The 24,053-nt window shown below is 70.2% G+C and carries 18 protein-coding genes; 10 read left to right on the plus strand and 8 right to left on the minus strand.

The features are described from left to right. Nucleotides 1–4: 4 nt before the first annotated feature. The 7 genes from FHW79_RS13405 (at nt 5) to FHW79_RS13435 (ending at nt 8,069) form a co-directional block, all read left to right on the plus strand. Nucleotides 5–880, plus strand: a complete 876-nt coding sequence (locus FHW79_RS13405) for an ABC transporter substrate-binding protein (RefSeq protein ID WP_183179382.1) — start codon at nt 5–7, stop codon at nt 878–880. Then, on the plus strand, nt 877–1,986 hold the full coding sequence (locus FHW79_RS13410; RefSeq protein WP_183179383.1) for an iron ABC transporter permease: 1,110 nt from the start codon (nt 877–879) through the stop codon (nt 1,984–1,986). The genes FHW79_RS13405 and FHW79_RS13410 overlap by 4 nt, the downstream gene beginning before the upstream one ends. Nucleotides 1,987–1,988: 2 nt before the next feature. Continuing rightward, entirely contained in the window at nt 1,989–2,810 is an 822-nt protein-coding gene (locus FHW79_RS13415; protein ID WP_183179384.1) for an ATP-binding cassette domain-containing protein, read from the plus strand. Nucleotides 2,811–2,872: 62 nt separating this feature from the next. Beyond that, on the plus strand, nt 2,873–3,541 hold the full coding sequence (locus FHW79_RS13420) for a response regulator transcription factor (RefSeq protein WP_094302809.1): 669 nt from the start codon (nt 2,873–2,875) through the stop codon (nt 3,539–3,541). Beyond that, a complete protein-coding gene (locus tag FHW79_RS13425; protein ID WP_183179385.1) occupies nt 3,528–4,994 on the plus strand; it encodes a HAMP domain-containing sensor histidine kinase in 1,467 nt (488 codons plus the stop codon). Before FHW79_RS13420 ends, FHW79_RS13425 begins: the two co-directional genes overlap by 14 nt. An 87-nt stretch (nt 4,995–5,081) precedes the next feature. Next, the gene (gene hutX, locus FHW79_RS13430) at nt 5,082–5,639 is read left to right on the plus strand and encodes a heme utilization cystosolic carrier protein HutX (RefSeq protein WP_183179386.1); all 558 of its coding nucleotides are present in this window, start codon (nt 5,082–5,084) and stop codon (nt 5,637–5,639) included. Between the two features lie 99 nt (nt 5,640–5,738). Beyond that, nucleotides 5,739–8,069, plus strand: coding sequence for a TonB-dependent hemoglobin/transferrin/lactoferrin family receptor (locus FHW79_RS13435; protein WP_183179387.1), 2,331 nt, complete (start codon nt 5,739–5,741; stop codon nt 8,067–8,069). 42 nt (nt 8,070–8,111) lie between these two features. Here the strand turns inward: FHW79_RS13435 and FHW79_RS13440 are convergent, their stop codons facing one another. The 5 genes from FHW79_RS13440 to FHW79_RS13460 form a co-directional block, all read right to left on the minus strand. Next, complete coding sequence (locus FHW79_RS13440) at nt 8,112–9,233, minus strand: ABC transporter permease (RefSeq protein ID WP_183179388.1); 1,122 nt, start codon at nt 9,231–9,233, stop codon at nt 8,112–8,114. A 3-nt stretch (nt 9,234–9,236) separates the two neighbouring features. Further along, on the minus strand, nt 9,237–11,978 hold the full coding sequence (gene rbbA / locus FHW79_RS13445) for a ribosome-associated ATPase/putative transporter RbbA (protein WP_183179389.1): 2,742 nt from the start codon (nt 11,976–11,978) through the stop codon (nt 9,237–9,239). Then, on the minus strand, nt 11,975–13,045 hold the full coding sequence (locus FHW79_RS13450; protein ID WP_183179390.1) for an HlyD family efflux transporter periplasmic adaptor subunit: 1,071 nt from the start codon (nt 13,043–13,045) through the stop codon (nt 11,975–11,977). Before FHW79_RS13450 ends, rbbA begins: the two co-directional genes overlap by 4 nt. Before the next feature lie 128 nt (nt 13,046–13,173). Further along, nucleotides 13,174–16,425, minus strand: coding sequence for a multidrug efflux RND transporter permease subunit (locus FHW79_RS13455; protein ID WP_183179391.1), 3,252 nt, complete (start codon nt 16,423–16,425; stop codon nt 13,174–13,176). Nucleotides 16,426–16,439: 14 nt separating this feature from the next. After that, entirely contained in the window at nt 16,440–17,615 is a 1,176-nt protein-coding gene (locus FHW79_RS13460) for an efflux RND transporter periplasmic adaptor subunit (RefSeq protein WP_247884363.1), read from the minus strand. Nucleotides 17,616–17,906: 291 nt separating this feature from the next. Here FHW79_RS13460 and FHW79_RS13465 point away from each other — a divergent pair, with 291 nt between their 5' ends. The 3 genes from FHW79_RS13465 (at nt 17,907) to FHW79_RS13475 (ending at nt 20,493) form a co-directional block, all read left to right on the plus strand. After that, complete coding sequence (locus tag FHW79_RS13465; RefSeq protein WP_183179393.1) at nt 17,907–18,410, plus strand: hypothetical protein; 504 nt, start codon at nt 17,907–17,909, stop codon at nt 18,408–18,410. Between the two features lie 215 nt (nt 18,411–18,625). Beyond that, entirely contained in the window at nt 18,626–20,065 is a 1,440-nt protein-coding gene (locus FHW79_RS13470) for a dihydroorotase family protein (protein ID WP_348984143.1), read from the plus strand. A gap of 14 nt (nt 20,066–20,079) precedes the next feature. After that, nucleotides 20,080–20,493, plus strand: coding sequence for a DUF3830 family protein (locus FHW79_RS13475; RefSeq protein WP_183179394.1), 414 nt, complete (start codon nt 20,080–20,082; stop codon nt 20,491–20,493). Nucleotides 20,494–20,541: 48 nt separating this feature from the next. Here the strand turns inward: FHW79_RS13475 and FHW79_RS13480 are convergent, their stop codons facing one another. From FHW79_RS13480 to FHW79_RS13490, 3 genes are read right to left on the minus strand one after another with little or no spacing between them, the layout of a single operon-like run. Further along, nucleotides 20,542–21,501 (minus strand): acetamidase/formamidase family protein, encoded by a 960-nt coding sequence (locus tag FHW79_RS13480; protein ID WP_183179395.1) that lies wholly within the window; start codon nt 21,499–21,501, stop codon nt 20,542–20,544. A gap of 26 nt (nt 21,502–21,527) precedes the next feature. Then, nucleotides 21,528–22,982, minus strand: a complete 1,455-nt coding sequence (locus FHW79_RS13485) for an amidohydrolase family protein (RefSeq protein ID WP_183179396.1) — start codon at nt 22,980–22,982, stop codon at nt 21,528–21,530. A gap of 7 nt (nt 22,983–22,989) precedes the next feature. Continuing rightward, nucleotides 22,990–24,036, minus strand: a complete 1,047-nt coding sequence (locus FHW79_RS13490) for an ABC transporter substrate-binding protein (RefSeq protein WP_211108264.1) — start codon at nt 24,034–24,036, stop codon at nt 22,990–22,992. Nucleotides 24,037–24,053: the final 17 nt, after the last annotated feature.

The raw sequence follows: 24,053 nt of genomic DNA on the forward strand, positions 1-24,053 counted from the left end.
GCCGATGAGGCGCCTGCGCCTTCTCCCCGCGGCGATCGCCGCTACCCTCGCGCTCACCGCCGCCACCCTGGCCACGGCGGCGGAGCGGCGGATCGTCACCGTCGGCCCGCCGGTGACCGAGCTTGTCTACGCGCTCGGCGACGGCGGCTCGGTCGTCGGGCGCGACACCAGCAGCCATTATCCGCAGCCGGTGAACGGCCTGCCCGACGTCGGCTACATGCGCGCCCTCTCGGCGGAGGGGGTGATGTCGCTGGCCCCGACCCACGTCCTGGCGATCCAGGGCGCCGGCCCGGAGACCACGCTCGACCAGCTGCGGGCGCTCGGCGTCACGGTGGAGGTCGTGCCGGAGACGCCGACGCTGGCCGGATTGATCGACAAGGTGGAGCGGGTCGCCCGCCTGCTCGGCCGGGAGGCGGAAGGACGGCGCTTGGCGGACTCGCTGAATCGCGACCTCGCCGCGCTGGCCGCCGCCGTCGCCGAAGCCGGAAAAAAGGACGGTGCGCCGGTCGTGCTCGGCGTGGTCGGCGGCGGGCCCGGCGGTCTGATGGCGGCGGGCAGCCGCTCCGTCCCCGCCGCTCTGATCGCCATGGCCGGCGCGCGCAACGCCCTGGATGTGGAGCGCGACTATGTGCCGATGTCGTCGGAGTCCGTCCTGGCCGCCGCACCCGACATCCTGCTGGTCAGCCGGTCGCTGGTCGACCGCTCGGGCGGGCTCGACCCATTCCTGGCGACGCCGCAGATCGCCCTGACCCCGGCGGCCAAGGCCCGGCGGGTGGCGGTGGTGGACGGCGCGCTGCTGATGGGCCTCGGCCCCCGCACGGCCGAGGCGGTCGCGGAACTCACCCGCGTCCAGGGCACCTCTCCTCAGGAACAACCATGAGCCTGACCTTGTCCATGCCGTCCTCCCGGAAAGGGGAACGGGCGACCCCGGCCTTCCGGCGCCCGCCCCTCATTCCCGTGCTGGCGGCGCTGACAGCGGCGCTGGCGCTGGCCGTGCTGAATGCCGTCGCGACGGGCGGTGTCTCCGTTCCGCTCGACCGCAGCCTGTCCCACCTCGCCTCCCTGCTCGGCCTGCCCGGAACGCCGTTGTCGGAGCGGGACTGGATGGTGCTGACCATGCTGCGCCTGCCGCGCATCGTCCTGGCTGCCGCGGTCGGGGTGACGCTGGGGGTGGCGGGGGTAGCGCTCCAGGCGGTCTTCCGCAACCCGCTGGCCGATCCCGGTCTGGTCGGCGTGTCGAGCGGGGCGGCGCTGGCCGGTTCCGCCGCCATGGTGCTGGGGGTATCGGGGCTGGGGCTGGCGCGCAGCGGCCTGTCGCTCGCCACCGTGCTGCCGCTGGCCGCCTTCCTCGGCGCGCTGGCCGCCACCGTGCTGATCCTGGCGATCTCCCGCCGCGACGGGCGCAACTCCCCCGCCACCATGCTGCTGGCCGGCATCGCGGTGAACGCCATGGGTGGGGCCGGCATCGGGCTGTTCAGCTACCTCGGGGACGACCTCGCGCTGCGTCAGATGACCTTCTGGATGATGGGCGGCTTCGGCGGGTCGAACTGGGCGCAGATCGGGCCGGCGATGGTCCTGATGGGGCTGGCGACCGCCGGGCTGTTGGCCGGGGCACGGCGGCTCGACCTGTTCGCCATGGGCGAGCGGGAGGCCTTTCTCCAAGGGCTCGACCCGCACCGCTTCGCCGTGCGCACGGTGCTTCTGGTGGCGCTGGGCGTCGGGGCGGCGGTGGCGGTGTCCGGCCTGATCGGCTTCGTCGGGCTGATCGTGCCGCACGTCATGCGCATTCTGCTGGGACCGGTGCACCGCCGGCTGATGCCGGCGACGGCGCTGGCCGCGGCGGTCCTGCTGGTCCTGGCCGATACGGTGGCCCGCACCATCGCCGCCCCGGCCGACGTGCCGGCCGGCCTGCTGCTGGGTGCCGTCGGCGGTCCCTTCTTCCTGTGGCTTCTGCGCCGCCGCGCCGGCGCGCTGGGAGGGGCCTGACCATGCTGGAAGCGATCGACGCCGGCCTGACCATCGGCAACGCCCGCCTGCTCGACGGCGTGACCGCCGCGCTGCGGCCCGGCCGGGTTCTGGCCATCCTGGGCCCCAACGGGGCCGGCAAATCCACCCTGCTCTCCCTCCTCTCCGGGGAGCGGCGGCCAACCGCCGGGCGGGCCCTGCTGGACGGGGTGGAATTGGCGGCCATCCCGGCGCCGCGGCTGGCCGTCCGCCGCGCCCTGGTGGCGCAGCACCAGTCGGTCGCCTTCGCCTTCTCGGTGGAGGAGGTGATGGAGCTGGCGACCGAACCCTGGCTGATCCGCCCCGGCGACCGGCGCGCCCTGATCGCCGACTGCCTGATGCGGGCCGGGGCGGGCGGGCTGGCCGGCCGGCTGATGCCCCAGCTCTCCGGCGGCGAGCGCCAGCGCGTCGCCTTCGCCCGCGCGCTCGCCCAGCTGGCGGCGGGGCGCCACGGGCGCGACGTGGCGGGGCCGTCCTACCTGCTGCTGGACGAGCCGACGGCCAGCCTCGACCCCGCCCATCAGCACCATCTGCTGCGGGCGGCGCGCGACTGGGTGGAGCGGACCGGCGGCGGCTGCGCGGTGATCCTGCACGACCTGACCCTGGCCGCGCGCTATGCCGACGACGGGCTGATGCTGGCCGGCGGGCGCGTCGCCTGGAGCGGCGCCATGGCGGACCTGCCGGTGCCGGTGCTGGAGCGCGTCTTCGGCACGGCCTTCGTCCGGCTCGACCTGCCGGAGGCGGAGGGCGTGGTCTACGCCGCCACCGGACGCGCCCCGGCGTCTGGAAAAATTGAATGCGAATGATTATTAATAGCAAATAAGGGACAAGACGGGGCGCCCGATAGAGGCGCTAAAGGGAGGGGACGGTGCGTGTTCTGATCGTTGAGGACGACGCGGCGGTCAGCTACTGGATCGGGGCGAAGCTCGGCGGCTCCGGCCATTCCTGCCGCTTCGCCGGCGACGGCGAGGACGCGCTGCGCCTGCTGCGCGAGGAGGCGTTCGACGTGGTGGTGCTGGACCGCATGCTGCCCAAGCTGGACGGCATGGAGGTGCTGAGGCGCCTGCAAGGGACCCGCCACCCGCCGGTCCTGGTGCTGTCCGCCCTGGACGAGACGACGGAACGGGTGGCCGGGCTGCGCGCTGGGGCCGACGACTATCTGGGCAAGCCCTTCGACTTTGCCGAGCTGCTGGTCAGGCTGGAGCATTTGGCGACCCGCCGCGCCGTCCTGGCTGGGGCCGGCGACGTGCTGGAGGTCGCCGATCTGGTGATGGACGTCACCCGCCGGCATGTGACCCGGCGCGGCGTGCCCATCGAGCTGACCGACAAGGAGTTCAAGCTCCTGCACATCCTGATGAGCAACCCCGGCCGCACCGTGACCCGCAGCATGCTGCTGGAGAAGGCCTGGGGCTACGGCTTCAACCCGCCGACCAATCTGGTGGAGGTCCATGTCTTCAAGCTGCGGGCGAAGATCGACAAGGATTTCGACCCGCCGCTCCTGAAGACCGTGCGGGCCATCGGCTATGTCCTGGGCTAGGCCGCGCGACGCTAGCCCGTCCTGGGTCCGGAGGGTCCGCCGCCATCTCGACACGCGCAGCTTCCGTCAGGCGATGGCCATCGGCGCGGTCTTCCTGGTGGTGGCCGGCGCCGCCGTGCTGTGGAGCCGCGCCCTGCTGGTGGAGCTGGTCAACGAGCATGTCGGCGACCTGCTGGAGCGCGACCAGGAAACGCATCGTCTGCACGGCGGATTCGGCGACGCCGCCGCCCTGGTCGCGGAGCTGCGCCGCCGTGAGCGCTTCGCCCCGGAGGGCACGCGGCGGCGCATGGTGATCGACCGCGATGGGCGCGTGCTCTACGGCGACGAGGCGATGGCGCAACGGCTGCTCGCCGTCGTCGCCTGCGGCGGCCCAGCCCCCTGCGAGACCGGCCGCATCGACCAGCGCGGCGATGGCTGGAAGGTGCGCGGGATGGTGGTGCGGCTGGGCGACGGCGGGCGCTACGTCAACGCCTACGACCTCCAGCCCATGCTCGACCAGCTCCGCGCCGTGCCGCTGGCGGCAGGCTGCGGCGTGCTGGTGTTCCTGCTGACCAGCGTCGCATTCGGCATCCGCTTCAGCGCCGGCACGCTGCGCCGGGTGTCGGCCATCACCATGGCGCTGACTTCCTACGCGGCGGGCGACCGCGACCGCCGCGTCGCCATCACCGGCCCGGACGACGAGTTCGCCCGCCTCGGCCGCGAGATCAACCGCACGCTCGACCGCGTGACCCGGCTCGTCGAGGAGGTGTCCAGCGTGTCGAGCAGCATCGCGCACGAGATGCGCACGCCGCTGACCCATCTGCACAACCGGCTGGTCACCATCGCCGAGAACTGCCCCGACGACACCCTGCGCCGCGAGCTGGAGGAGGGGATCGAGGAGACGCGGCGCATCCAGCACCTGTTCCGCGCCATCATGCGGCTGGGCGAGATCGAGACCGGGCGCTGCACCCTGGCGGTGGAGCCGCTGGACGCCAAGGCGCTGCTGGACGAGGTCGCCGAATCCTACCTGCCGCTGGCCGAGGGGACCGGCACCGTCATCACCGTCGCGGTGGAGCGCGACCTCGATCTGCGCGGCGACCGCACGCTGCTGTTCCAGACCGTCGCCAATCTGGTGGACAACGCCCTGAAATACGCGCCGGGCGAGGCGCTGCACTTGTCCGCCGGGCGGCGCGACGGCTGGAACGAGATCACCGTCGCCGACCATGGCCGGGGGCTGGCGCCCGGCCAGCGCGCGCTCGCCGTGCAGCGCTTCTGCCGGCTCGACCCGTCGGACCGGGTGCCCGGCCATGGGTTGGGCCTCGCGATCGTCGACGCCATCGCCCGGCTGCACGGCGGCGCCCTGCGGCTGGAAGACAACGGGCCGGGCCTGCGCGCGGTGGTCCGGCTGGAGCGCCGGGGCCGCCCGGTGACTGCCCCCGCCGTTCCCGGCGCCATCACCGGCATTCTCCATTAAGCGAAATTAAGCGAAGCGCCGTTGAGCCAATTTGCAAATGCGAACTATTCTCAAATGAGTTCGCAACCGACGCTTCGGACCGATTCCATGCCGCACAGCACCCCCACCAGCCCCACCGTTCCCTCTCCCGACACGCTTGCCGCCCTGCGCGAACGGCTCGCCGCCGCTCCGAATGGCGTGCTGGAGGCGGTCGCGGTGGAAACCGGCGTCAGCCTGATCGCCGTCACCGAATGCCTGCCGGACGGCTTCCGCGCCTTCGCGCCGGGAGAAACGGCCGAGGCGGCGATGCTCGACATGGCGGAGTGGGGCACGGTCACCGTGCTGGTGCACAGCGCCGACCTCGTTCTGGAGTGCAAGGGGCCGCTGCCGCGCGGGCAGTTCGGGCGCGGCTTCTACAACCTCGCCGGCGGCAGCCCGATCGGCGGTCACATCCGGCTGGACCGCTGCCGCAGCGTCGGCTTCGTCCGCCGGCCCTTCATGGGCAGCGCCGACAGCGCCTCCGTCGTCTTCTTCAACGGCGATGGGGAGGCGATGTTCAAGGTCTTCGTCGGGCGCGACGCCGCCCGGCAGCTTCTCCCCGATCAGGTGGAGCGGTTCGAGGCACTGAAGGCGCGCCTGTGCGGGGCGCCGCTCCGCACCGACTGAGCCAGCGCCGGGCGGCTTCAGCCCATCAATTGCGAATAAGACGCAATCGCATTTCTATAAAAACAACACGCCAGAAAAACCTCGTGCAGAGAGACAGAGATGATCGTGCCACCTGTGTCCCACCGCCCTGCCCTCCCACCGTCCCGCTCCCGCCTGCGCGCGGCGCTGTGGCTGTCGGCCTCCGCCCTGACTTTGCTGGCCCCCGCCGCGCAAGCGCAGCAGCAGACTCAGCAGGCCACCGGCCAGACCGCCACCCAAACCGCGCAGGCGACCACCTCACCGCCACCGACCATCCTCGACGCGGTGACGGTCTATGGCGAGCGCGGCCTGCGCAGCGTGGGCGAGAACACGGGCACGGTGTCGGTCATCCCCGATTACGAGCTTGAGAAGCGCGGCGTCCACCGCCTCCAGGACCTGCCGCGCTACGAACCCGGCGTAACGGTCAGCAACTCCCCGTCCCGCGCCGGGGCCGGCGGCTTCACCATCCGCGGCATCAGCAACAACCGCATCCTGATGCAGGTCGACGGCACGCGCCTGCCGGAATCGCCGGCCTCCGCAGCCCCCTCCGCCGGCTACAACCGCGACGTGGTCGATCTGGACTCGGTCAAACAGGTGGAGATTGTGCGCGGCCCGGCCTCGGCGCTCTACGGCTCGGACGCGCTGGGCGGCGTGGTGACCTATGTGACCAAGGACCCGGCCGACTATCTGCGGCCCGGCCGCGACAGCTTCGTCTCGCTGAAGACGACCTACGACAGCGTCGATTCCAGCCTGTCGGAGACCGGCACGGGGGTGCTGCGCTCCGGCGACTTCTCCCTGCTCGGCATCTACACGCGCCGCGACGGGGAAGAGTACAAGTCCAAGGACAAGGCCTACCGCAACCCGCAGGACTATGAGGGCAACAACGGCCTCGCCAAGCTGGTCTGGGACCATGGGCCGGACAAGGTGACGCTGACCGGCGAGTATTTCCACCGCAGCACCGACACGACGCTGCGCAACGACGTCGGCGGCAGCGCCAGCTACATCTTCTCCATGGCGCCGATGCGGATGACGCGCGGCGCCTTCACCGGCTCCACCGCCGACGACACGGCGACCCGCTGGCGCGTCAGCCTGGAGCACGCGCACGACGCGCCGATCGGCTTCATCGACCACATCGACTGGCGCCTCTACGGCACCCAGTTCGACCGCGAGGAGAAGCGCACCCGCAACGCCCGCGTCGCCACCTCCACCAGCCCGCTGTTCACCGCCGGCACCGGCCTGCGGGAATCCACCAGCAACGAATCCAAGCAGACGATCGTCGGCGGGGCCGTCAACCTGCGCTCCGACACCCAGTTCTTCGGGCTGCGCAACAGCATCTCCTACGGCATTGGCGTCGATTCCATCCGCACCGAGCGGATGCGCGACGTGACTCTGACCAACCTCGCGACCGGGGCCACCGCGAAGAGCTACAACGGCGATACCTACCCCAGCCGCACCTTCCCCAACACCGACACGCTCATGGCCTCGGCCTATGTGCAGGACGAGATCACCATCGACCGGCTGCGGCTGGTGCCGGCGCTGCGGCTCGACTATTACCGGATGGACCCGGACAAGGACGCCGCCTACTTCGCCGCCCGGCCCTCCACCCAGCCGGAGACGCTGGACAAGCTGGCACTGTCGCCGAAGTTCGGCGCGACCTACGACCTGACCAAGGAATACGCGCTGTTCGGCCAGTACGCGCACGGCTTCCGCGCGCCGCCCTACGACGACGCCAACCTCGGCTTCTCCAACCCGACCTACGGCTACGAGGTGCTGCCCAACGCCGACCTCAAGCCGGAGAGCAGCGACGGCGTCGAGGCCGGCCTGCGCGGCAAGTTCGGCGACGGGTCGAGCTTCCAGGTCTCCAGCTTCTACAACCGCTACAGCGATTTCATCCTGCAGAGGGCGGTCGGCACCGGCAGCGGCGGCATCCTGCGCTATCAGGCGCAGAACGTCTCGAAGGTCGAGATCTTCGGCGCCGAGGGCAAGGGCGAGTGGCGGTTCCAGCCGGGCTGGGCGCTGTTCGGCGCGGCCGCCTTCGCCCGCGGCTTCGACATCGACGCCGGCACCGCCATCGACGAGGTGGCGCCCTTCACCGTCAACGCCGGCCTGTCCTACACCGCGCCCGACGACGTCTGGGGCGCGCAGGTTGCCGCCACCCATGTGATGGCGAAGACGGCGAGCGATGTGAGCAACCCGACCTACCTGAAGGCCCCGGCCTACACCACGGTGGATCTGGCCGCCTACGTCAACCCGACGGAAAACATCAGCCTCGGCACCTCGGTCAACAACCTGTTCAACCAGGGCTATTACAACTACGTCAACGTCGTCGGCGTCAGCGAGACCTCGCCCGACCGCCGCCGCTATCTGGAGGCCGGCCGCTCCTTCCTGGTGCACGCCACGCTGAAATGGTGACGCCTTGATCCCGTTGAGCCGCGCCGCAGGCGCCGGAGCGGCTCATGACATCTGGCTGATGGCCTTGCGGAAGCGCGCCAGCGACAGGCTGAACAAGGCCACGCCGATCCCGATCAGCGCCAGGAATTGCGGCCAGACCACGTCGAGGCCGGCGCCGCGGTACAGGATGGCCTGGGCCAGCGCGACGAAGTGCGTCGTCGGCGCGGCGAGCATCACGTCCTGAACGAGGGCGGGCATGCTCTCGCGCGGCGTCATGCCCCCCGACAGCATCTGCAGCGGCACCATCACCAGGATCATCAGCATGCCGAACTGCGGCATGCTGCGGGCCACCGTCCCCAGGAAGACGCCCATCGACGTGGTGGCGAACAGGTGCAGGGCGGCCCCGGCCAGGAACAGGGCGACGGACCCGCCGATGGGAACCGCCAGCAGCCCCTGGACGACGAAGACCAGCGAAAAGGCGCAGGCGGCGAGCACGACCAGCGCCATCGACCAGATCTTGCCGACGACGATCTCGGCGGGGGTGACCGGCATCACCAGCAGATGCTCGATGGTGCCGTGCTCGCGCTCCCGGATCAGGGCGGCGCCGGTCAGGATGATCGACAGCATCGTGACCTGGTTGATGACCTCGATCACCGACCCGAACCAACCCTTGTTCATCTCGGGATTGAAGCGGGCCCGCAGGGCGAGGTCGACCGGGAGGGTCTGCTCCCCCCGGTAGCGCTGCACGAAGGCGCCGACCTCCCCGCTGACGATCTGCTGGATGTAGCCGCTCCCCGAAAAGGCCTGGGTCATCCGGGTCGCATCCACATTGAGCTGGATCGCCGGTTGGCGCCCGGCGAGGACGTCGCGCTGGAAGTCGGGCGGAATGTCGAGCGCGAAGGTGTCGAGCCCGGCGTCCATGCGGGCGTCCATCTCGGCGGGCGTGATCAGGACCGGCGGCAGGAAATAGGGCGGATAGAAGGCCCCGGCGATGCGGGCCGACAGCGGCGAGCGGTCCTCGTCGACGATGGCGATGGCCGCCTTGTTCAGCGTCTCGGGGATGGCGGTGGCCGCCGTGTAGATCGCCAGAGTGAAGGAGTAGGCGATGAGGGCCAGAAGCATCGGGTCGCGGGCGAGGCTGCGCAGTTCCTTGATGCCGAGGTTCAGGACGTTGGACGCCTGCATGGCTCAGGTCTCCTGCTTCTTCAGCAGCAGCGCGCTCACCCCGATCAGGACCGGCGCGGCGATCAGCAGCGCGGCGAAGGCGGCGTGCAGGTCCCCGAAGCCCAGGGCCTTCGAAAAGACCCCGCGCGAGATGGTCAGGAAATGGGTAGTCGGGTAGACCTCCCCGATGAGGGCCGCGGCGCCCCCCAGGGAGGAAACCGGATCGATCATGCCGGAATATTGGGTCGCCGGGATCAGCGTCGCGATGGCGGTGCCGAAGACGGCGGCGATCTGGCTGCGCATGAAGCTGGACATCAGGAGCCCCATGGCCGTCGCCGAGAAGCTGTAGAGCAGGGCGCCGGCGGCGAGGGCCAGAACATTCCCGGTCAGCGGCACACCGAAGACGGTGACCGCCAGCGCCGCCATCAGAAGCAGGTTGAGCATGGCCAGCCCGATATAGGGCAGTTGCTTGCCGAGCAGGAACTCCAGCTTGGTGACCGGCGTGACGTAGAGGTTGATGATCGAGCCGAGTTCCTTCTCCCGCACGACGCTGAGCGCGGCCAGCATCGCCGGGATCAGCAGCAGCAGGATCGGGATGACCGCCGGCACGATGGCCTTCAGGCTCTCGACGTCCGGGTTGTAGCGGAAGCGAGTCTCGATGGTGGCGAGGCCGGGCGTGTCGGCCCGCGAGGCCAGCCATTGGCGGTGCATGCCCTCGACGTAGCCGTTGACCGTCTCGGCCCGCGTCGGCATGGAACCGTCGATCCACGCGCCGATCTGGACGCGGCGCCCGCGGGCGACGTCGCGGCCGAAGCCCGGCGGGATCTCCAGCGCCAGGGAAAGCTCGCCCGCCCGCATGCGCCGGTCGAGATCCTCGTAGTCGATGATCGGCGCCCGTTCGACGAAGTAGCGGGAGCCGGCGAGGTTGAGCGTGTAGTCGCGGCTGACCGTCGTCTGGTCCCGGTCCAGCACCGCAAAGGACAGGTCCTCGACATCCATGTTGATGCCGTAGCCCATGATGACCATCAGCAGGAGGCTGCCGATGAGCGCCAGCGTCGCCCGGATGGGATCGCGCCGCAGCTCCAGCGCCTCCAGGAGCGTGTAGCTGAGCATCCGCCGCGGGTTGAAGAAGCGGCGTTCCGCAGGGTTTCCGCAAGGGGTCGCGGCGGGCGGCGGGACCGGGCGGCGTTGGTCCGCCACCGTCACCGCGTCGCCATCCCCGCGCTCCGCTACCGCCTCCTTCAGATAACCGATAAAGGCCTCCTCCAGCGTCGCGGCGCCCCGCTTCGCGACAAGCGCCGCCGGCGTGTCGCTGACCAGCACGCGGCCGGCGTGCATCAGCGAGATGCGGTCGCAGCGTTCGGCCTCGTTCATGAAATGCGTCGAGATGAAGATCGTCACCCGGTCGCGGCGCGCCAGCCCGATCATGATCTCCCAGAAGGCGTCGCGCGCGATCGGGTCGACGCCCGACGTCGGCTCGTCCAGGATCAGCAGGGCCGGCTCGTGGACCATCGCGACGGCGAGAGAGAGGCGCTGGCGCCGGCCGAGCGGCAGCGTGTTCGGCAGCGTCTCCATCGCGTCGGCCAGGCCGAAGCGCTCCGCCACCGCCGCGATCCGGCCGGGAAGAACGTCCTCGGGCACCTGGAACAGGCGGGCGTGCAGTTCCAGGTTCTGCCGGATGGTCAGCTCCGAGTAGAGCGAGAAGGCCTGCGACATGTAGCCGACGCGCCGCCGCGTCGCGATGTTGCCGGCGTCCACCGGCTCCCCGAACAGCCGGGCCTCACCCTCGCTCGGCGGGAGCAGGCCGGTCAGCATCTTCATCGTCGTCGTCTTGCCGCAGCCGTTGGAGCCGAGGAAGCCGAAGATCTCGCCGCGCGGGATGCGGAAGCTGACATGGTCGACCGCCACGAAGTCGCCGAAGCGCATGGTCAGGCCCTTCGCCTCGATGGCGATGTCATTCCCGTCCTCCGTGCGCGGCACGATCGTCACGGCCCTATGGCCGCGGCGCTTCTCCTCGGGCATCAGCGCGACGAAGGCCGCCTCCAGCGTCGCGGTTCCGGTGCGCTCCAGCAGGTCCCGCGGGCTGCCGGTGGCCAGCACGCGCCCCCCGTCCATCGCGACGAGCCAGTCGAAGCGCGCCGCCTCCTCCATGTAGGCGGTGGCCACCACCACGCTCATGCCGGGCCGGTCCGCCCGGATGCGGTCGATCAGCTCCCAGAACTGCCGCCGCGAGAGCGGGTCGACGCCGGTGGTCGGCTCATCAAGGATCAGCAGGTCCGGATCGTGGATGAGCGCGCAGCACAGGCCGAGCTTCTGCTTCATGCCGCCGGACAGCTTGCCGGCGGGCCGGTCGAGGAACGGCGCGAGGCCGGTGCTCCGCGTCAGGTCGACGATGCGCCTCTGGCGCTCGGCCCCGCCCTGGCCGAACAGCCGCCCGAAGAAACCGAGATTTTCGGCAACCGACAGCGTCGGGTAGAGGTTCCTGCCGAGGCCCTGCGGCATGTAGGCGATGCGCGGGCACACGGAACGCCGGTGGCCCGCCAGCGCCATGCTGCCCCCCAGCACCTCGACCGTCCCCTCCTGCAGGGCGCGCGCCCCCGACATCAGCGACAGCAGGCTCGACTTGCCGACGCCGTCGGGGCCGATCAGTCCCACGACGCACCCCGCCGGGACGTCGAGGCTGATCGCGTCGATCGCCCGGACCTTTCCGTACACCAGACCGACGTCCCTCAGACGCACAACGGGTGATGCGGCGGCGTCGCTCATGGCACGAGGTTTTGCAGGTTGGCCGGCCATTCGGCGTCCGGATCGATCCGCACATAGGCCACCCCCGGCAAGCCGGTCTTCACGTCGCGGATGTATTTCTTAAGCAAGGGGGGCGGGATCTGCGCCTTGATCCGGAACATCAGCTTCTGGCGTTCGCTGGCCGTCTCCACGGTCTTCGGGGTGAACTGGGCCACGTCGGCCACGAAGGTGGCCTTGGCAGGAACGACGTATTGCGGGAAGGCGTCGAGGGCGATCCGCACCTCGGTGCCGATCCTCACCCGCCCGGCGGCCTCCGTAGGCAGGAAGAAGGTCATGTAGACGTCGCTGAGATCGACCATGTTCAGCACCCGGCCACCGGCGCCGAGCACCTCGCCCGGCTGCGCCACCCGGAACTGCACCCGGCCGTCGCGCGGCGACCGCAGTGTGCTGTCCCGGATGTCGGCCTCGATGCGCTCGATGGTGGCCGCGGCGGCCTCGACCGCCGCCTGGGCGTTGACGACCTGGGCCTCGGCGGTGGCGATGGCGGCGTCGGCCGCGGCGACCTGGGCCTTGGCGGCACTGACGGCGGCGTTCGCGCTTTCGAAGCGGGCGCGGTCGGTGTCGAGCACCTGCCGCGACGTCGTGCCGCGCGCCTCCAGCTCCTCCGACCGGGCGAGCTGCTTCTGGGCGACGTCCCGCTCGGCTTCGCGCTGGGCCACCAGGGACAGCGCCGACTGGCGTTCGGCCTGACGCTGGAGCACCTGATGGCGGGCGGTCTCGACGCCGATCACCGCCTGCTGCTTCTGCGCCTCGGCCTGCTTGGCCTGGGCCTGGAGCACATCGGTGTCCATCCGGGCGAGCACCTGCCCGGCGGTGACGAAATCGCCCTCGTCGACCAGGATATCTTCGACTCGCCCGGCGGTTTTCGTGGCGATGTCGATCTCGACCGCCTCGATCCGGCCGTTGCCGCTGGCCAGACCGGCGGGCAGCCCCCTGGGTTGCAGGAACAGCCACGCCCCGTAGAGGACCACGACGATGGACAGCGCGGCTGCGGCCTTGAGCAGCCACCGGCTTGGCTTCTTCATCATCCACCAATCCATTCGCCTGCAGGCAACGCCTTCAAGGACATTCAGCCTATCAGGCCACCCGCGTCGCGCCACCGGCTTTTGCAGCCTGACGTGGAAAGCGCTGCTTTTCGCCGCATCGGCATGTCCGCTCAGTCTTCCTTGGCCGGGACGCCACGGATGTGCCCGGCATTTCCCCAGTCGCCCGAGGACGACCCGCCGCCTGGCGCCCGGGCGGACGCCTCCGCGCCCGGGGCAGGGTGCTGGTTGACGGCCAGCGGCCCGCTGAACAGGCCGCGGATCACCGTGTAGAACACCGGGGTGAAGATCAGACCGAACAGCGTGACCCCCAGCATTCCCATGAACACCGCGGTGCCCAGCGACTGGCGCATCTCCGCCCCCGCCCCCTGCGCGATCATCAGCGGCACGACGCCCAGGATGAAGGCGAAGGACGTCATCAAGATCGGACGGAGCCGGGTGCGCGCCGCCGCGACCGCGGCCTCGAAACGGTCCTTGCCCTCGAACAGCTCGTTCTGGCGCGCGAACTCGACGATGAGGATGGCGTTCTTGGCGGCCAGCCCGACCAGCACGACGAACCCCACCTGCGCCAGGATGTCCACCGCCAGCCCGCGCATCAGCAGGCCGGTCACCGAGGCCAGCAGGCACATCGGCACGATCAGGATGACCGACAGCGGCATCGCCCAGCTCTCGTACTGCGCCGCCAGCACCAGGAAGACGAAGACGACGGAGAGCCCGAACACCAGCAGGCCGGTGTTGCCCGCCGCCTTCTCCTGATAGGCCAGCTCGGTCCATTCGAAGCCGAAGCCGTCCGGCAGGGTGTCGGCCGCCGCCTTCTCCATCGCGGCCAGGGCATAGCCGGTGGAGAAGCCGGGCAGCGTGTTCCCCTGGAGCTCCGCCGCCGGATACAGGTTGTAGCGGGCGACGCGGTAGGGGCCGGTGATGTTCTCGAACTCCGCCACAGCACCGATCGGGACCATGTCGCCCTGCGCGTTGCGGGTCTTCAGGTTGGCGATGTCACGCGGGGTCTGGCGGAACCGCCCGTCGGCCTGCGCGGTCACCCGGTAGGTGCGGCCCAGCAGGTTGAATTCGTTGACGAAGGCGGAGCCGACATAGATCTGCAGCGCCTCGAACACCTGATCGGCTGTGACGCCCAGCATCTCCGCGCGCTGGCGGTCGATGTCGGCGAAGACCTTCGGCGTCTTGGTGTTGAACAGCGAGAACACGCCGACGAGGCCGGGGATGCGGTTCGCAGCAGCGGACAGCTCGTTCACCGCCTCCTCCAGCGCGGGCAGGCCGCGGCCGCGCTTGTCCTCGACCATCATCTTGAAGCCGCCGGAATTGCCGATGCCGCGCACCGGCGGCGGCGGGATGGTGATGATGAAGGCGTCCTCGATGGCGCCCAGCCGGGTCCTCAGGTCGCCCAGCACGGACTCCGCGGTCTGGCCGTTCGGAATGCGGTCCGCGAAGGGGGCAAGCGTCACGAAGATCGCCCCGGCGTTCGGCGCGTTGGTGAAAGTGGCGCCGTCGAAGCCGGCGAAGGGCACGGCGTGGATCACCCCCGGCGTCTTCAGCAGCGTGTCCACCGCGGTGCGCACCACCTCGTCCGTGCGGGCCAGCGACGAGCCGGGCGGCAACTGCACCACGGTGATGAGGTAGCCCTGGTCCTGGTTCGGGATGAAGCCCGTCGGCGCCCGGCTGAACTGCCACGCCGTCAGGGCGAGCAGCACGCCGTAGACCGCCAGCACGATCACCGGCAGCCGCACCAGCCGCCCGGTCAGCCCGGCATAGCCGTTGGACAGCCGGTCGAATCCCCGGTTGAAGCCGCCGAAAAAGGCGTTGACCGGGCGCATCAGCGGCGACGGCTTGGGCGGGTGCGCCTCGTGCGGCTTGAACAGCAGCGCACACAGCGCCGGGCTGAGGGTCAGCGACACCAGGCAGGAGATCACCGTGGCGGTGGCGATGGTCACCGCGAACTGGCGGAAGAACTGGCCGGAGATGCCGCTGACCAGGGCCGCCGGAATGAACACGGCGGTCAGCACCAGGGCGATGGCGATCAGCGCGCCACCGACCTCGTTCATCGTCTCGTGCGCGGCGTCCTTGGGCTTCATGCCCTGGCGGATGAACCGCTCCACATTCTCCACCACGACGATGGCGTCATCCACGACGATGCCGATCGCCAGCACCAGCCCGAACAGCGACAGCGTGTTCAGCGAATAGCCCAGCGCCGCCAGCACCGTGAAGGTGCCGATCAGCGAGACGGGGATCGCGGCGATCGGCACGATGGAGGCGCGCCACGTCTGAAGGAACAGGATGACGACGACCACCACCAGCGCCACGGCCTCGAAGATCGTCTTGTAGACCTCCTCCACCGACTGCGCGATGAACTCCGTCGGGTTGTAGACCACGTCGTAGCGCATGCCGCTGGGGAAGCCCTTGGACAGGTCCGCCATGGTCGCCAGGATGCGGTCGGCGGTTTCCAGAGCGTTGGAGCCCGGCCGCTGGAAGATGACCAGCGGCACCGCCTGCTGGCGGTCCAGATAGGCGTTGAGGTTGTAGTCCTGCGCCCCCAGCTCAACCCGCGCCACGTCGCGCAGGCGGGTGACCGCGGCCCCGTCGGTCTTGACGATGATGTTGCCGAACTCGCGCGGGTCGGTCAGGCGGCCCAGCGTCTCGACGTTCAGTTGGAAGGCGCCGGGGGCCGGCACCGGCGGCTGGTTGATGACGCCGCCCGACACCTGGACGTTCTGTGCCTGGATCGCCCGCACCACGTCGCCGGCGGTCAGGCCGCGCGCCGCCACCCGGTCGGGGTCGAGCCAGACGCGCATGGCGTAGTCGCGGGCGCCGAACACCTGGATGTCGCCCACCCCGTCCAGGCGCGCCAGCACGTCCTTGATCTGCAGCAGCGCGTAGTTGGACATGTAGAGCTGGTCGCGCGTTCCATCCGGCGAGTTCAGATGGATCACCATCAGCATGTCGGGCGAGTTCTTGCGCACGGTCACGCCGATGCGCCGCACGTCCTCCGGCAGGCGGGGCTCGGCCACGGCGAGGCGGTTCTGCACCAGCACCTGCGCGGTGTCCAGGTCGGTGCCCAGCTTGAAGGTGATGGTGAGCTGGAGGCGCCCGTCGCTGGTCGCCTGCGAGGACATATAAAGCATCTCCTCGACGCCGTTGACCTCCTGCTCGATGGGGGCGGACACGGTGTCGGCGACCACCTGCGCCGACGCGCCGGGGTAGGTCGCGTTGACCACGATGGTCGGCGGCGCGATCTCCGGATATTGCGCGACCGGCAGGGTCAGATAGGCGAAGATCCCGATCAGGGTGATGAAGATCGACAGGACCGCCGCGAAGATCGGCCGATTGATGAAGAAGTGCGAGAGGTTCATGGCCCCGGCTCCGCTCAACCGGCCGGCGGCTTCGGTGGCTCGATCCGTCCGTCCTGCGGCGTCACCTTGGCGCCCGGCCGGGCCCGGACGAGGCCGTTGATGATAACCTTGTCCGTCTCCTCCAGCCCGGAGCGCACGACGCGCAACCCGTCCTCGATGGGGCCGAGGCGCACCGGCTTCGGCACGACCGTCCCGTCATTGCCGACCGTCAGGACGATCTTGTTGGCTTGGTCGCTGACCACGGCCTGATCGGGGATCAGCGTGGCGGTGTAGCGCTCGGACCCCGGCAGGCGCAGCCGCCCGAACTGGCCGGGCGTCAGCAGCAGCGACGGATTGGGAAAGACGGCGCGGGCACGGATGGTGCCGGCGCCGGGGCTCACCTGATTGTCGATGAAGTTGAGCGTGCCCGTCAGGGTCCAGTTCTGCTCGTCGAACAGGCGGCCTTCGACTGCGATGCCGCCGTCGCGCTGCGACCGCAACGCGCCGCGCGCCGCCGCGCGCTGATAAGCGAGGTAGTCGGCTTCGCTCATGTCGAAGGTGAAGTAGATCGGGTCGAGCGAGACGATGGTGGTCAGCAGGGTCGTCGTGCCGGTGTCCCCGCCGACGATGAGATTCCCGACGCTGACCTCGCGCCGGCTGATGCGACCGGCGATCGGGGCGGCGATGCGGGTGAAGTTCACATTCAGCTCCGCCGTCCGGACGGCGGCCTTCGCCACCTCGACCCCGGCGGCGTCGACGCGGACCTGCTGCTGGCGCTCGTCAAACACGCTGGCCGCGACGTTGTCGCTGCGCCGCAGCTCCGACGCGCGGGCGAGCTGGCGGTTCGACAGGTCCAGCTTGGCCTCGGCCTGCTGCTGCTCCGCCTGCGCCGAGGCCAATGCCGCCTCGAACGGACGCGGGTCGATGATGAACAGCGGATCGCCCTGCTTGACGAGCTGGCCGTCCTGGAACGCGATGGAGTCGAGATAGCCGCTGACCCGCGCCCGGATTTCCACGAAGTCCACCGCCTGGAACTGGCCGGTGAACTCGTCCCATTCGACGATCTCCTTGCGCAGCGGCGGGCTGACCGTCACCGGCGGCGGGGCATTCTGGGCGGTCTCGGCGGCGCGGGCGCCGTCGCCGGACGAACCGGCCATCGACAGACCGCCGACCACGGCGAGAACGGCAAGCAACAGCGCCAATCCGGCCATCACCCGACGAACGGATGCAGCCCTTCCTGTTCCAACCGCCGTCATGACCGTCTCCGTTCCCGTCCCCGGAGCCCGGATGGTTGCATGGATCGGCAAAGTTCCACAGGACGCGAAGGTTGCAACCGCTAATCCATAAAAAGGGGGAGAGTCACCGAATCCGTTCGCAAAATTGGCGAGGCGAAGCGAGAGAGGATGGCGCGGCATGGCTGCGGAACCACGGAATCGCTCCTCTGCACGGCACCACTCCCCCGCCGACCTGTTCCTGCACTGAGTCACAGCCAGGAGGCCACCATGGCATCGCGCGCCGAGCGCTCCGACCCCGGTTTGTGGGAAAAGGTCAAGGCAAGCATTCAGCAAGGCGACAAAGGCGGCGAGCCCGGCCAGTGGTCGGCCCGCAAGGCCCAGTTGGCCGTCCAGGAGTACAAGCGGTGCGGCGGCGGCTACGAAGGGCCGAAGAGCACCGACAACAGCCTGAAGCAATGGACCGAGGAGGAGTGGGGCACCCGCTCCGGCAAGCCGAGCGCGGAAACCGGGGAACGCTACCTGCCCCGGCAAGCCCGCCAGCATCTGTCCAAGGCCGACTACCAGCGCACCAGCGACAAGAAACGCGCCGACACGAAGAAGGGCAAGCAGTTCTCCAGGCAGCCGGACGACGTGGCCCGCAAGACCGCACCCTTCCGGCACCACGAGGGTGGGGAATGGACCCGCGCCGCCCTCTACGAGAAAGCCCGGCAGCAGAACCTGCCCGGCCGCTCCCGCATGAGCAAGGAGGAGCTGCAAAAGGCGCTGTCCTGACAAGCCACCCGGAAAGACATCCCATGGCGGCATAGGCGGCGGCGCGGGCGGCGTCACGCCCCCAGGGCGCCTGTGGGCTTGTACTTTTTGTCGACACCCTTGCCGGAAATTGGCGTTTGAGGTGAATCGCGACGCTGCCTAGCCTGCCACCAGTCCACGACGCGACGTGACCGCTCCACACCACATTGCGGGCTTGAATGATGAAGGAACATCCGGTGGCAGGCACCGATTCGATCGCCGATCTCGTGATTCACGGGGGTGAAATCGTCACCTCCGCGGCGCGTTTCCCGGCCAGCATCGCCATCAGCAACGGCAGGATCGCCGCCATCGGCGCGCCGGAGACGATGCCGCCCGCGGCCGAAACGCTGGACGCGACCGGCCTCGCCATCCTGCCCGGCGGCATCGACGTCCATGTGCATTTCCGCGATCCCGGCTACACCCACAAGGAGGACTGGGCCAGCGGCACCAGCGCCGCGGCGTTCGGCGGCGTGACCACCGTCTTCGACATGCCCAACACCATCCCGACCGTGGCCACGCCGGAGATCCTGGCCGCCAAGCACGCCATCGCGGACGAGAAGGCCTACGTCGATTACGGCCTCTACGCGGTGCTGGGCGAGGAGTCGCTCGACCACGTCGAAGCGCTGGCCGAAGGCGGCGTCATCGGCTTCAAGCTCTACATGGGCAACACCTTCGGGCGCATCCCGTCGCCGGACACCGGTGCCATGCTCGAACTGTTCGAGCGCGTCGCGCCGACCGGTAAGCGCGTCAGCCTGCACGCCGAAACCAACACCATCATGGAGCGGCGGGAGAAGCGCCTGCGTGAGGCCGGCCGCAACGATCCGCTCGCCCACCTCGACTCCCGTCCGGCCGTCGTGGCGGTGGAGGCGGTGGAGCGCGCCGCGACCCTGGCCGAATGGACCGGTGCGCGCATCCACATCCTGCACATCTCCTCCAAGGAGGAACTCCGGCCGCTCGCCGAGGCGAAGGCCCGCGGGGTGGACATCACCGGCGAGACCGGCCCGCACTACCTGATGCTGAGCACCGACGATTACGCGCGCTGCAAGGGCGTCATCCGCGTCAACCCGCCGGTGCGCGAGGCCGACTGCCACGAGCCGCTGTGGAACGCCCTGAAGGACGGCACGATCGACATGATCGCCACCGACCACGCGCCCCACACGCCGGAGGAGAAGACCCGCTCGGTGATCTGGAACTGCGACTGCGGCTTCCCCGGCATCGAGACCCAGATGCCGCTGATGCTGACCGCCGTCGCGGAAGGCCGCATGGACATCCGCGACTATGTCCGCGCCAGTTCGGAAGCCCCGGCCAAGAGCTTCGGCCTCTACCCGCAGAAGGGCGCCATCCTGCCCGGCGCCGACGCCGACCTCGCGCTCTTCGACCTGTCCGAGGAGTGGGTGATCGACGACTTCAAGCTGCACTCGCTGTCGCGCATCTCCCCCTGGCACGGGCGCACGGTGAAGGGAAAGCTCAAGCACACGCTGGTCCGCGGGGCCTTCGTGGTGCGCGACGGCGCCCTGGTCGAGACCATGAGGGGCCACGGCCGCTCCGTCCACACCATCCAGCGCATGCCGCCGGCCGAACCGCGCAACACCCACAAGACCATCGCGGCGGTCACCGCCGCAACGCCCACGGCGTGACGGGGACGCCGGCCGTGAGCGACCTCCTCATCACCGCCGGCTCCTTCCGTTTCGAAGCGCGCTTCGAGACGGACGGGGCGCCGAAGACGGTTGCCGCGCTCCGCGCGCGGCTTCCCTTCCGCAGCCGCATCGTCCATGTCCGCTGGAGCGGCGAGGGCGTGTGGGTGCCGCTCGGGGAGACGGACTTCGCCGTCCCCTACGAGAACCACACCAGCCATCCGGCGCCGGGGCAGATCATCCTGTATCCCGGCGGCCTCAGCGAGACGGAAATCCTGCTGGCCTACGGTGGCGTCAGCTTCTCCAGCAAGGTCGGCCAGCTCGCCGGCAACCACGTCATCACCCTGACGTCGGGGCTGGAAAACCTGCCGGAACTGGGCCGCCTGGTCCTGTGGGAAGGGGCCAAGGACTTCGAGATCGCCCTGCGCTGACCGCCCCGCCCTCTCCTCCTCCGGCGGGGAGAGGGCGCGCCGGCCGTCTCAGGACGCGCCTTTCAGCGCCCAGCGCGGAAGCAGGGCGTGGATGCCCTTGTGCCGGTTCACCAGCTGCGTCACCCGCAAATCGGCGGCGACGCTGCACAGGCGGTAGGCGTCCTCGGCGGACAGGCCGGTGCGGCGGGAAATCAGCGCGATCATGGCGCGGAGCGCAATCCGCGCCGCCTCGTCGAGGTCGGGGTCGAAGCCCATGGTGATGACGTGGTCCGCCGTCTCCGCCCACGGGCCGGCCAGACCAGCCCCCTTCACGAGTTCAATGCGCAAGCGCCCGGTCAGGCCGGTCTCGACCGCGGTCAGGCAGACCTCGCCATCGCCCTGCGCGGCGTGGCCGTCACCGACGGACAGAAGCGCGCCCGCGGTCCACACCGGCAGGTGAAGCACCGCGCCCGCCGTCAACTCCTTGTTGTCGATGTTGCCGCCGAAGGCGCCGGGCACGATGGACGTCAGCCGCCCGTCGGACGGCGGCGGCGCCGTCCCGATGACGCCGAAGAAGGGGCGGGCCGGAATCTTCAGCCCCCAGGGCATCCGGATCACGCCGCGCGCGCGGTCGATGGGCAGATGAATACGGCCCCCCCCTGGCGCCAGATCGGGCACCAGATCGGGCAGCGCCCCGGCGCCGGGGCGGATCAGGTTGAAACCCCAGTCGTCGCGCAGCGACACCTCCAGGATCTCCACCCGCAGCGCGTCCCCCGGCTCCGCCCCTCGGACGGCGATCGGCCCGGTCATGATGTGCGGTCCCGGCCCCGGCTCTACGGCGGCGGCGATGCGCCGGTGCTCGGGCCGGACGGTCATGCCGCGCCCATCCGGCGGCAGATCTTCCGTCCCGCCGCTGACGGTGTGGATCGTCACGACGTCGCCGCTGGCGATCTCGGCGACCGGCGGCAGCGTTCCGTCGAAGAAGCCCCAATGCACGCATTCGGGGGTCGGGGCGAGGTCGAGCGGCATGGAAGGGTTCCGAAGAAAAAGGTTGGTCAGCAGCAGGGGGCGGCGACGTAGTAGCGCCGCATGGCGTCCTCCAGCGCCGGCAGGGCGGCCTGGAGCGCGGCGCTGCCGTCCATTCCGTGGCGCAGCCGGGCCAGAAGCTCGGCCTGCACCGCCGGATGGTCGATGCCCGTCACCTGGCCCCGCCGCACGACGGTCCGCCCGGCCACCACAAGCTCGGCGATGTGGCCGGCACCGGCGCGGGCGAACAGCAGGTCGCGCAGGCACAAACCGTCGAGCAGCTGGTCGGAATCGAGCGCGCCGGCGTCGAGCAGCAGCAGGTCGGCCGGCTGGCCGGGGGCGATGACCCCGCCCTCCTCCCGTCCGGTGACCGACGCGCGCCCGTTGGCCAGCGCGATGCGCAGCATCTGCGCCTCCTCCACCGCGCCGTCGAAGCCCCAGCCGCGGTGCAGCGCGTTGGCGAGCCGCATCTCGCCCAGCGCGTCGTCGTCCTCGTTCAAGGCAAGCCCATCAAGGCCGAGCGCCACCCGGCAGCCCCGCGACACCATCTCCGCCAGCGGCGCGATGCCGGACCGCAGGCCGAGGTTGGAGCCGGTGTTCACCGACACGGTCACGCCCGTTTCGGCGAGGATATCCATCTCCTCCGGCCTGATCCAGGTGCAGTGGGCGAGCGTGAGGCGCGGCGACAGCAGGCCGATCCGCTTCAGATACGGAAACAGGCCGTCGGGAAACGCGCGGTCCGCCCACTCGCGCTGGTACCGCGTCTCCAGGCAATGCATGTGGACGCGCCGTCCCGTGCGGGCGGAGGCGTCGGCCACCGTCTGCAACAGCTCCGGCGAGCACCACTGCACGCCGGTCGGGCCGTACTGCACGTCGACCAGTTCGCCCGCCGCGGCGGCGGCCACCTCCTCGACCAGCCGGGTCTGCTCGGCGGGGGATGGCGGCGGCGCGGCGGTGCGGCGGGCGAATTCCCGCCGCGCCTCCTCCGGCAGCAGGGCCAGCAGCTCCTCGGACGGGCCATAGACCAGCGGGTTGCGGTCCTTCAGCGCCACCGCGAAGGCGATCCGCAGCCCCACGTCGCGGGCGGCGCGGGCGACCTCCGCCGCTTCCTCCGGCAAGGCGGTCAGCCCCTGGGTGCGGGTGTAATGGACCATGACCGCCCCGGCGCCGCCGAGCGCGCTGCGCCCCAGCGACGCGGCGGCGGCCAGATAGGGATCGACCGCCGGCAGCAGCGCCAGATAGTGCAGCCAGACCTCCAGCGGCTTGCCCCCCGCCCCGAAGGAGCTGGAGCGGACCGGCCGCCCGTGGTCGTGCGCGTTGACCGGCGCCGGCAGGGCGAACAGCGGCTCCGCGGCCTCCTCACCCCCACCCAGCGCCTCCACCGTCGCGATCCGTCCGTCGCGGAGCGTCAGCCGCCCCGGCCCCCGCGGCGTGTAGCCGGGCCCATCGAGCAGGGCGGTGCAGGCGATGGAACGGACCGTCATGGCAACCTCATCCGGCGGTGGGAACGATTCGCCGCTCCGTCTGGGGCGGCAGGAAGGAACGGTCGAAGATCCGGCCGGGCGCCGGCTGGTTCGGCAGCTTGTAGGCCGCGGCCATCACGTCGATGGAGCGCGCCAGCCGGTCGTCCGACAGGTCGCCCAGCCCGATCTCACGCGACTCCGGGGTGATCATCATGGCGTCGAAGGCGAACCGCAAGCGGCGCTGCTCGCTGCCGGCGTCGATCAACGGCTCGACCTTGACCAGAGTCTTCACGGCGGCGGCCGGGTCGGCCATCACGTCCAGGACGGCGCGGTTGATGGCGCGCACCAGCCCCTTCACCGCCTGCGGCTTGTCGCGCGCCAGCGCCTGGGACACCATCACACCGTTGGAATAGAGGTCGAGGCCGTGGTCGGCGTAGCTGATCCAGCGGAAGCCGGTGTCGGGATTCTGCCCCTGCTGGATCAGGTTGACGTAGCTGGTGACGTTGAAGACCAGCGAGGCGGCGACCTCGCCACGGATCAGCATCTGCTCCTGCAGGTTGGGCTGCATGTTCAGCACCTCGACGCCGGACGGGTCCAGGCCGTTGCGCTCCAGCAGGGCGGGCAGCAGACGGGTGGCGGCGCTGCCGGCCGGACCGCCGACCTTCTTGCCGACGAGGTCCTTCAGGCCGGTGATGCCGCTGTCCGCCTTGGTCAGCACCGCGAAGGGCGGCTTGTTGTAGATGTGGTAGACCATCACCGGCGCCTCGGCGGGCTTCTGGGCTGCCTGCTGGATCACCGCGTTGATGTCCCCGAAACCGGCGTCGTAGGCGCCCGACATGATGCGCGTGACGGTGGCGGAAGAGCCTTCGCCCTGGTCGATGGTGACGTCCAGCCCTTCCTCGCGGAAGTAGCCCTTCTCCTGGGCGACGAAGTACCAGGCGTGGATGCCCTGATACTTCCAGTCCAGCGTGAAGCGGATCGGCGTGCGCTCCTGCGCAACGGCCGGGGCGAAGGGAAGGGCCAGGGAGAGGCCGAGCCCGGCCAGAAGCGCGGCGCGGCGGGTGATGGTGAACATGCCTGTCTCCATACCGA

Source organism: Azospirillum sp. OGB3, from assembly GCF_014192915.1.
In the GTDB taxonomy this organism is placed as follows: Bacteria; Pseudomonadota; Alphaproteobacteria; order Azospirillales; family Azospirillaceae; genus Azospirillum.

What these genes read in the sequence shown, in the direction of transcription:
- FHW79_RS13490 (WP_211108264.1), bottom strand. Translation starts at nt 24,036, where the DNA reads ATGTTCACCATCACCCGCCGCGCCGCGCTTCTGGCCGGGCTCGGCCTC.
- FHW79_RS13405 (WP_183179382.1), top strand. Translation starts at nt 5, where the DNA reads ATGAGGCGCCTGCGCCTTCTCCCCGCGGCGATCGCCGCTACCCTCGCG.
- FHW79_RS13480 (WP_183179395.1), bottom strand. Translation starts at nt 21,501, where the DNA reads ATGCCGCTCGACCTCGCCCCGACCCCCGAATGCGTGCATTGGGGCTTC.
- FHW79_RS13455 (WP_183179391.1), bottom strand. Translation starts at nt 16,425, where the DNA reads ATGAACCTCTCGCACTTCTTCATCAATCGGCCGATCTTCGCGGCGGTC.
- FHW79_RS13465 (WP_183179393.1), top strand. Translation starts at nt 17,907, where the DNA reads ATGGCATCGCGCGCCGAGCGCTCCGACCCCGGTTTGTGGGAAAAGGTC.
- FHW79_RS13415 (WP_183179384.1), top strand. Translation starts at nt 1,989, where the DNA reads ATGCTGGAAGCGATCGACGCCGGCCTGACCATCGGCAACGCCCGCCTG.
- FHW79_RS13410 (WP_183179383.1), top strand. Translation starts at nt 877, where the DNA reads ATGAGCCTGACCTTGTCCATGCCGTCCTCCCGGAAAGGGGAACGGGCG.
- FHW79_RS13425 (WP_183179385.1), top strand. Translation starts at nt 3,528, where the DNA reads ATGTCCTGGGCTAGGCCGCGCGACGCTAGCCCGTCCTGGGTCCGGAGG.
- FHW79_RS13435 (WP_183179387.1), top strand. Translation starts at nt 5,739, where the DNA reads ATGATCGTGCCACCTGTGTCCCACCGCCCTGCCCTCCCACCGTCCCGC.
- hutX (WP_183179386.1), top strand. Translation starts at nt 5,082, where the DNA reads ATGCCGCACAGCACCCCCACCAGCCCCACCGTTCCCTCTCCCGACACG.
- rbbA (WP_183179389.1), bottom strand. Translation starts at nt 11,978, where the DNA reads ATGAGCGACGCCGCCGCATCACCCGTTGTGCGTCTGAGGGACGTCGGT.
- FHW79_RS13440 (WP_183179388.1), bottom strand. Translation starts at nt 9,233, where the DNA reads ATGCAGGCGTCCAACGTCCTGAACCTCGGCATCAAGGAACTGCGCAGC.
- FHW79_RS13450 (WP_183179390.1), bottom strand. Translation starts at nt 13,045, where the DNA reads ATGATGAAGAAGCCAAGCCGGTGGCTGCTCAAGGCCGCAGCCGCGCTG.
- FHW79_RS13460 (WP_247884363.1), bottom strand. Translation starts at nt 17,615, where the DNA reads ATGGCCGGATTGGCGCTGTTGCTTGCCGTTCTCGCCGTGGTCGGCGGT.
- FHW79_RS13485 (WP_183179396.1), bottom strand. Translation starts at nt 22,982, where the DNA reads ATGACGGTCCGTTCCATCGCCTGCACCGCCCTGCTCGATGGGCCCGGC.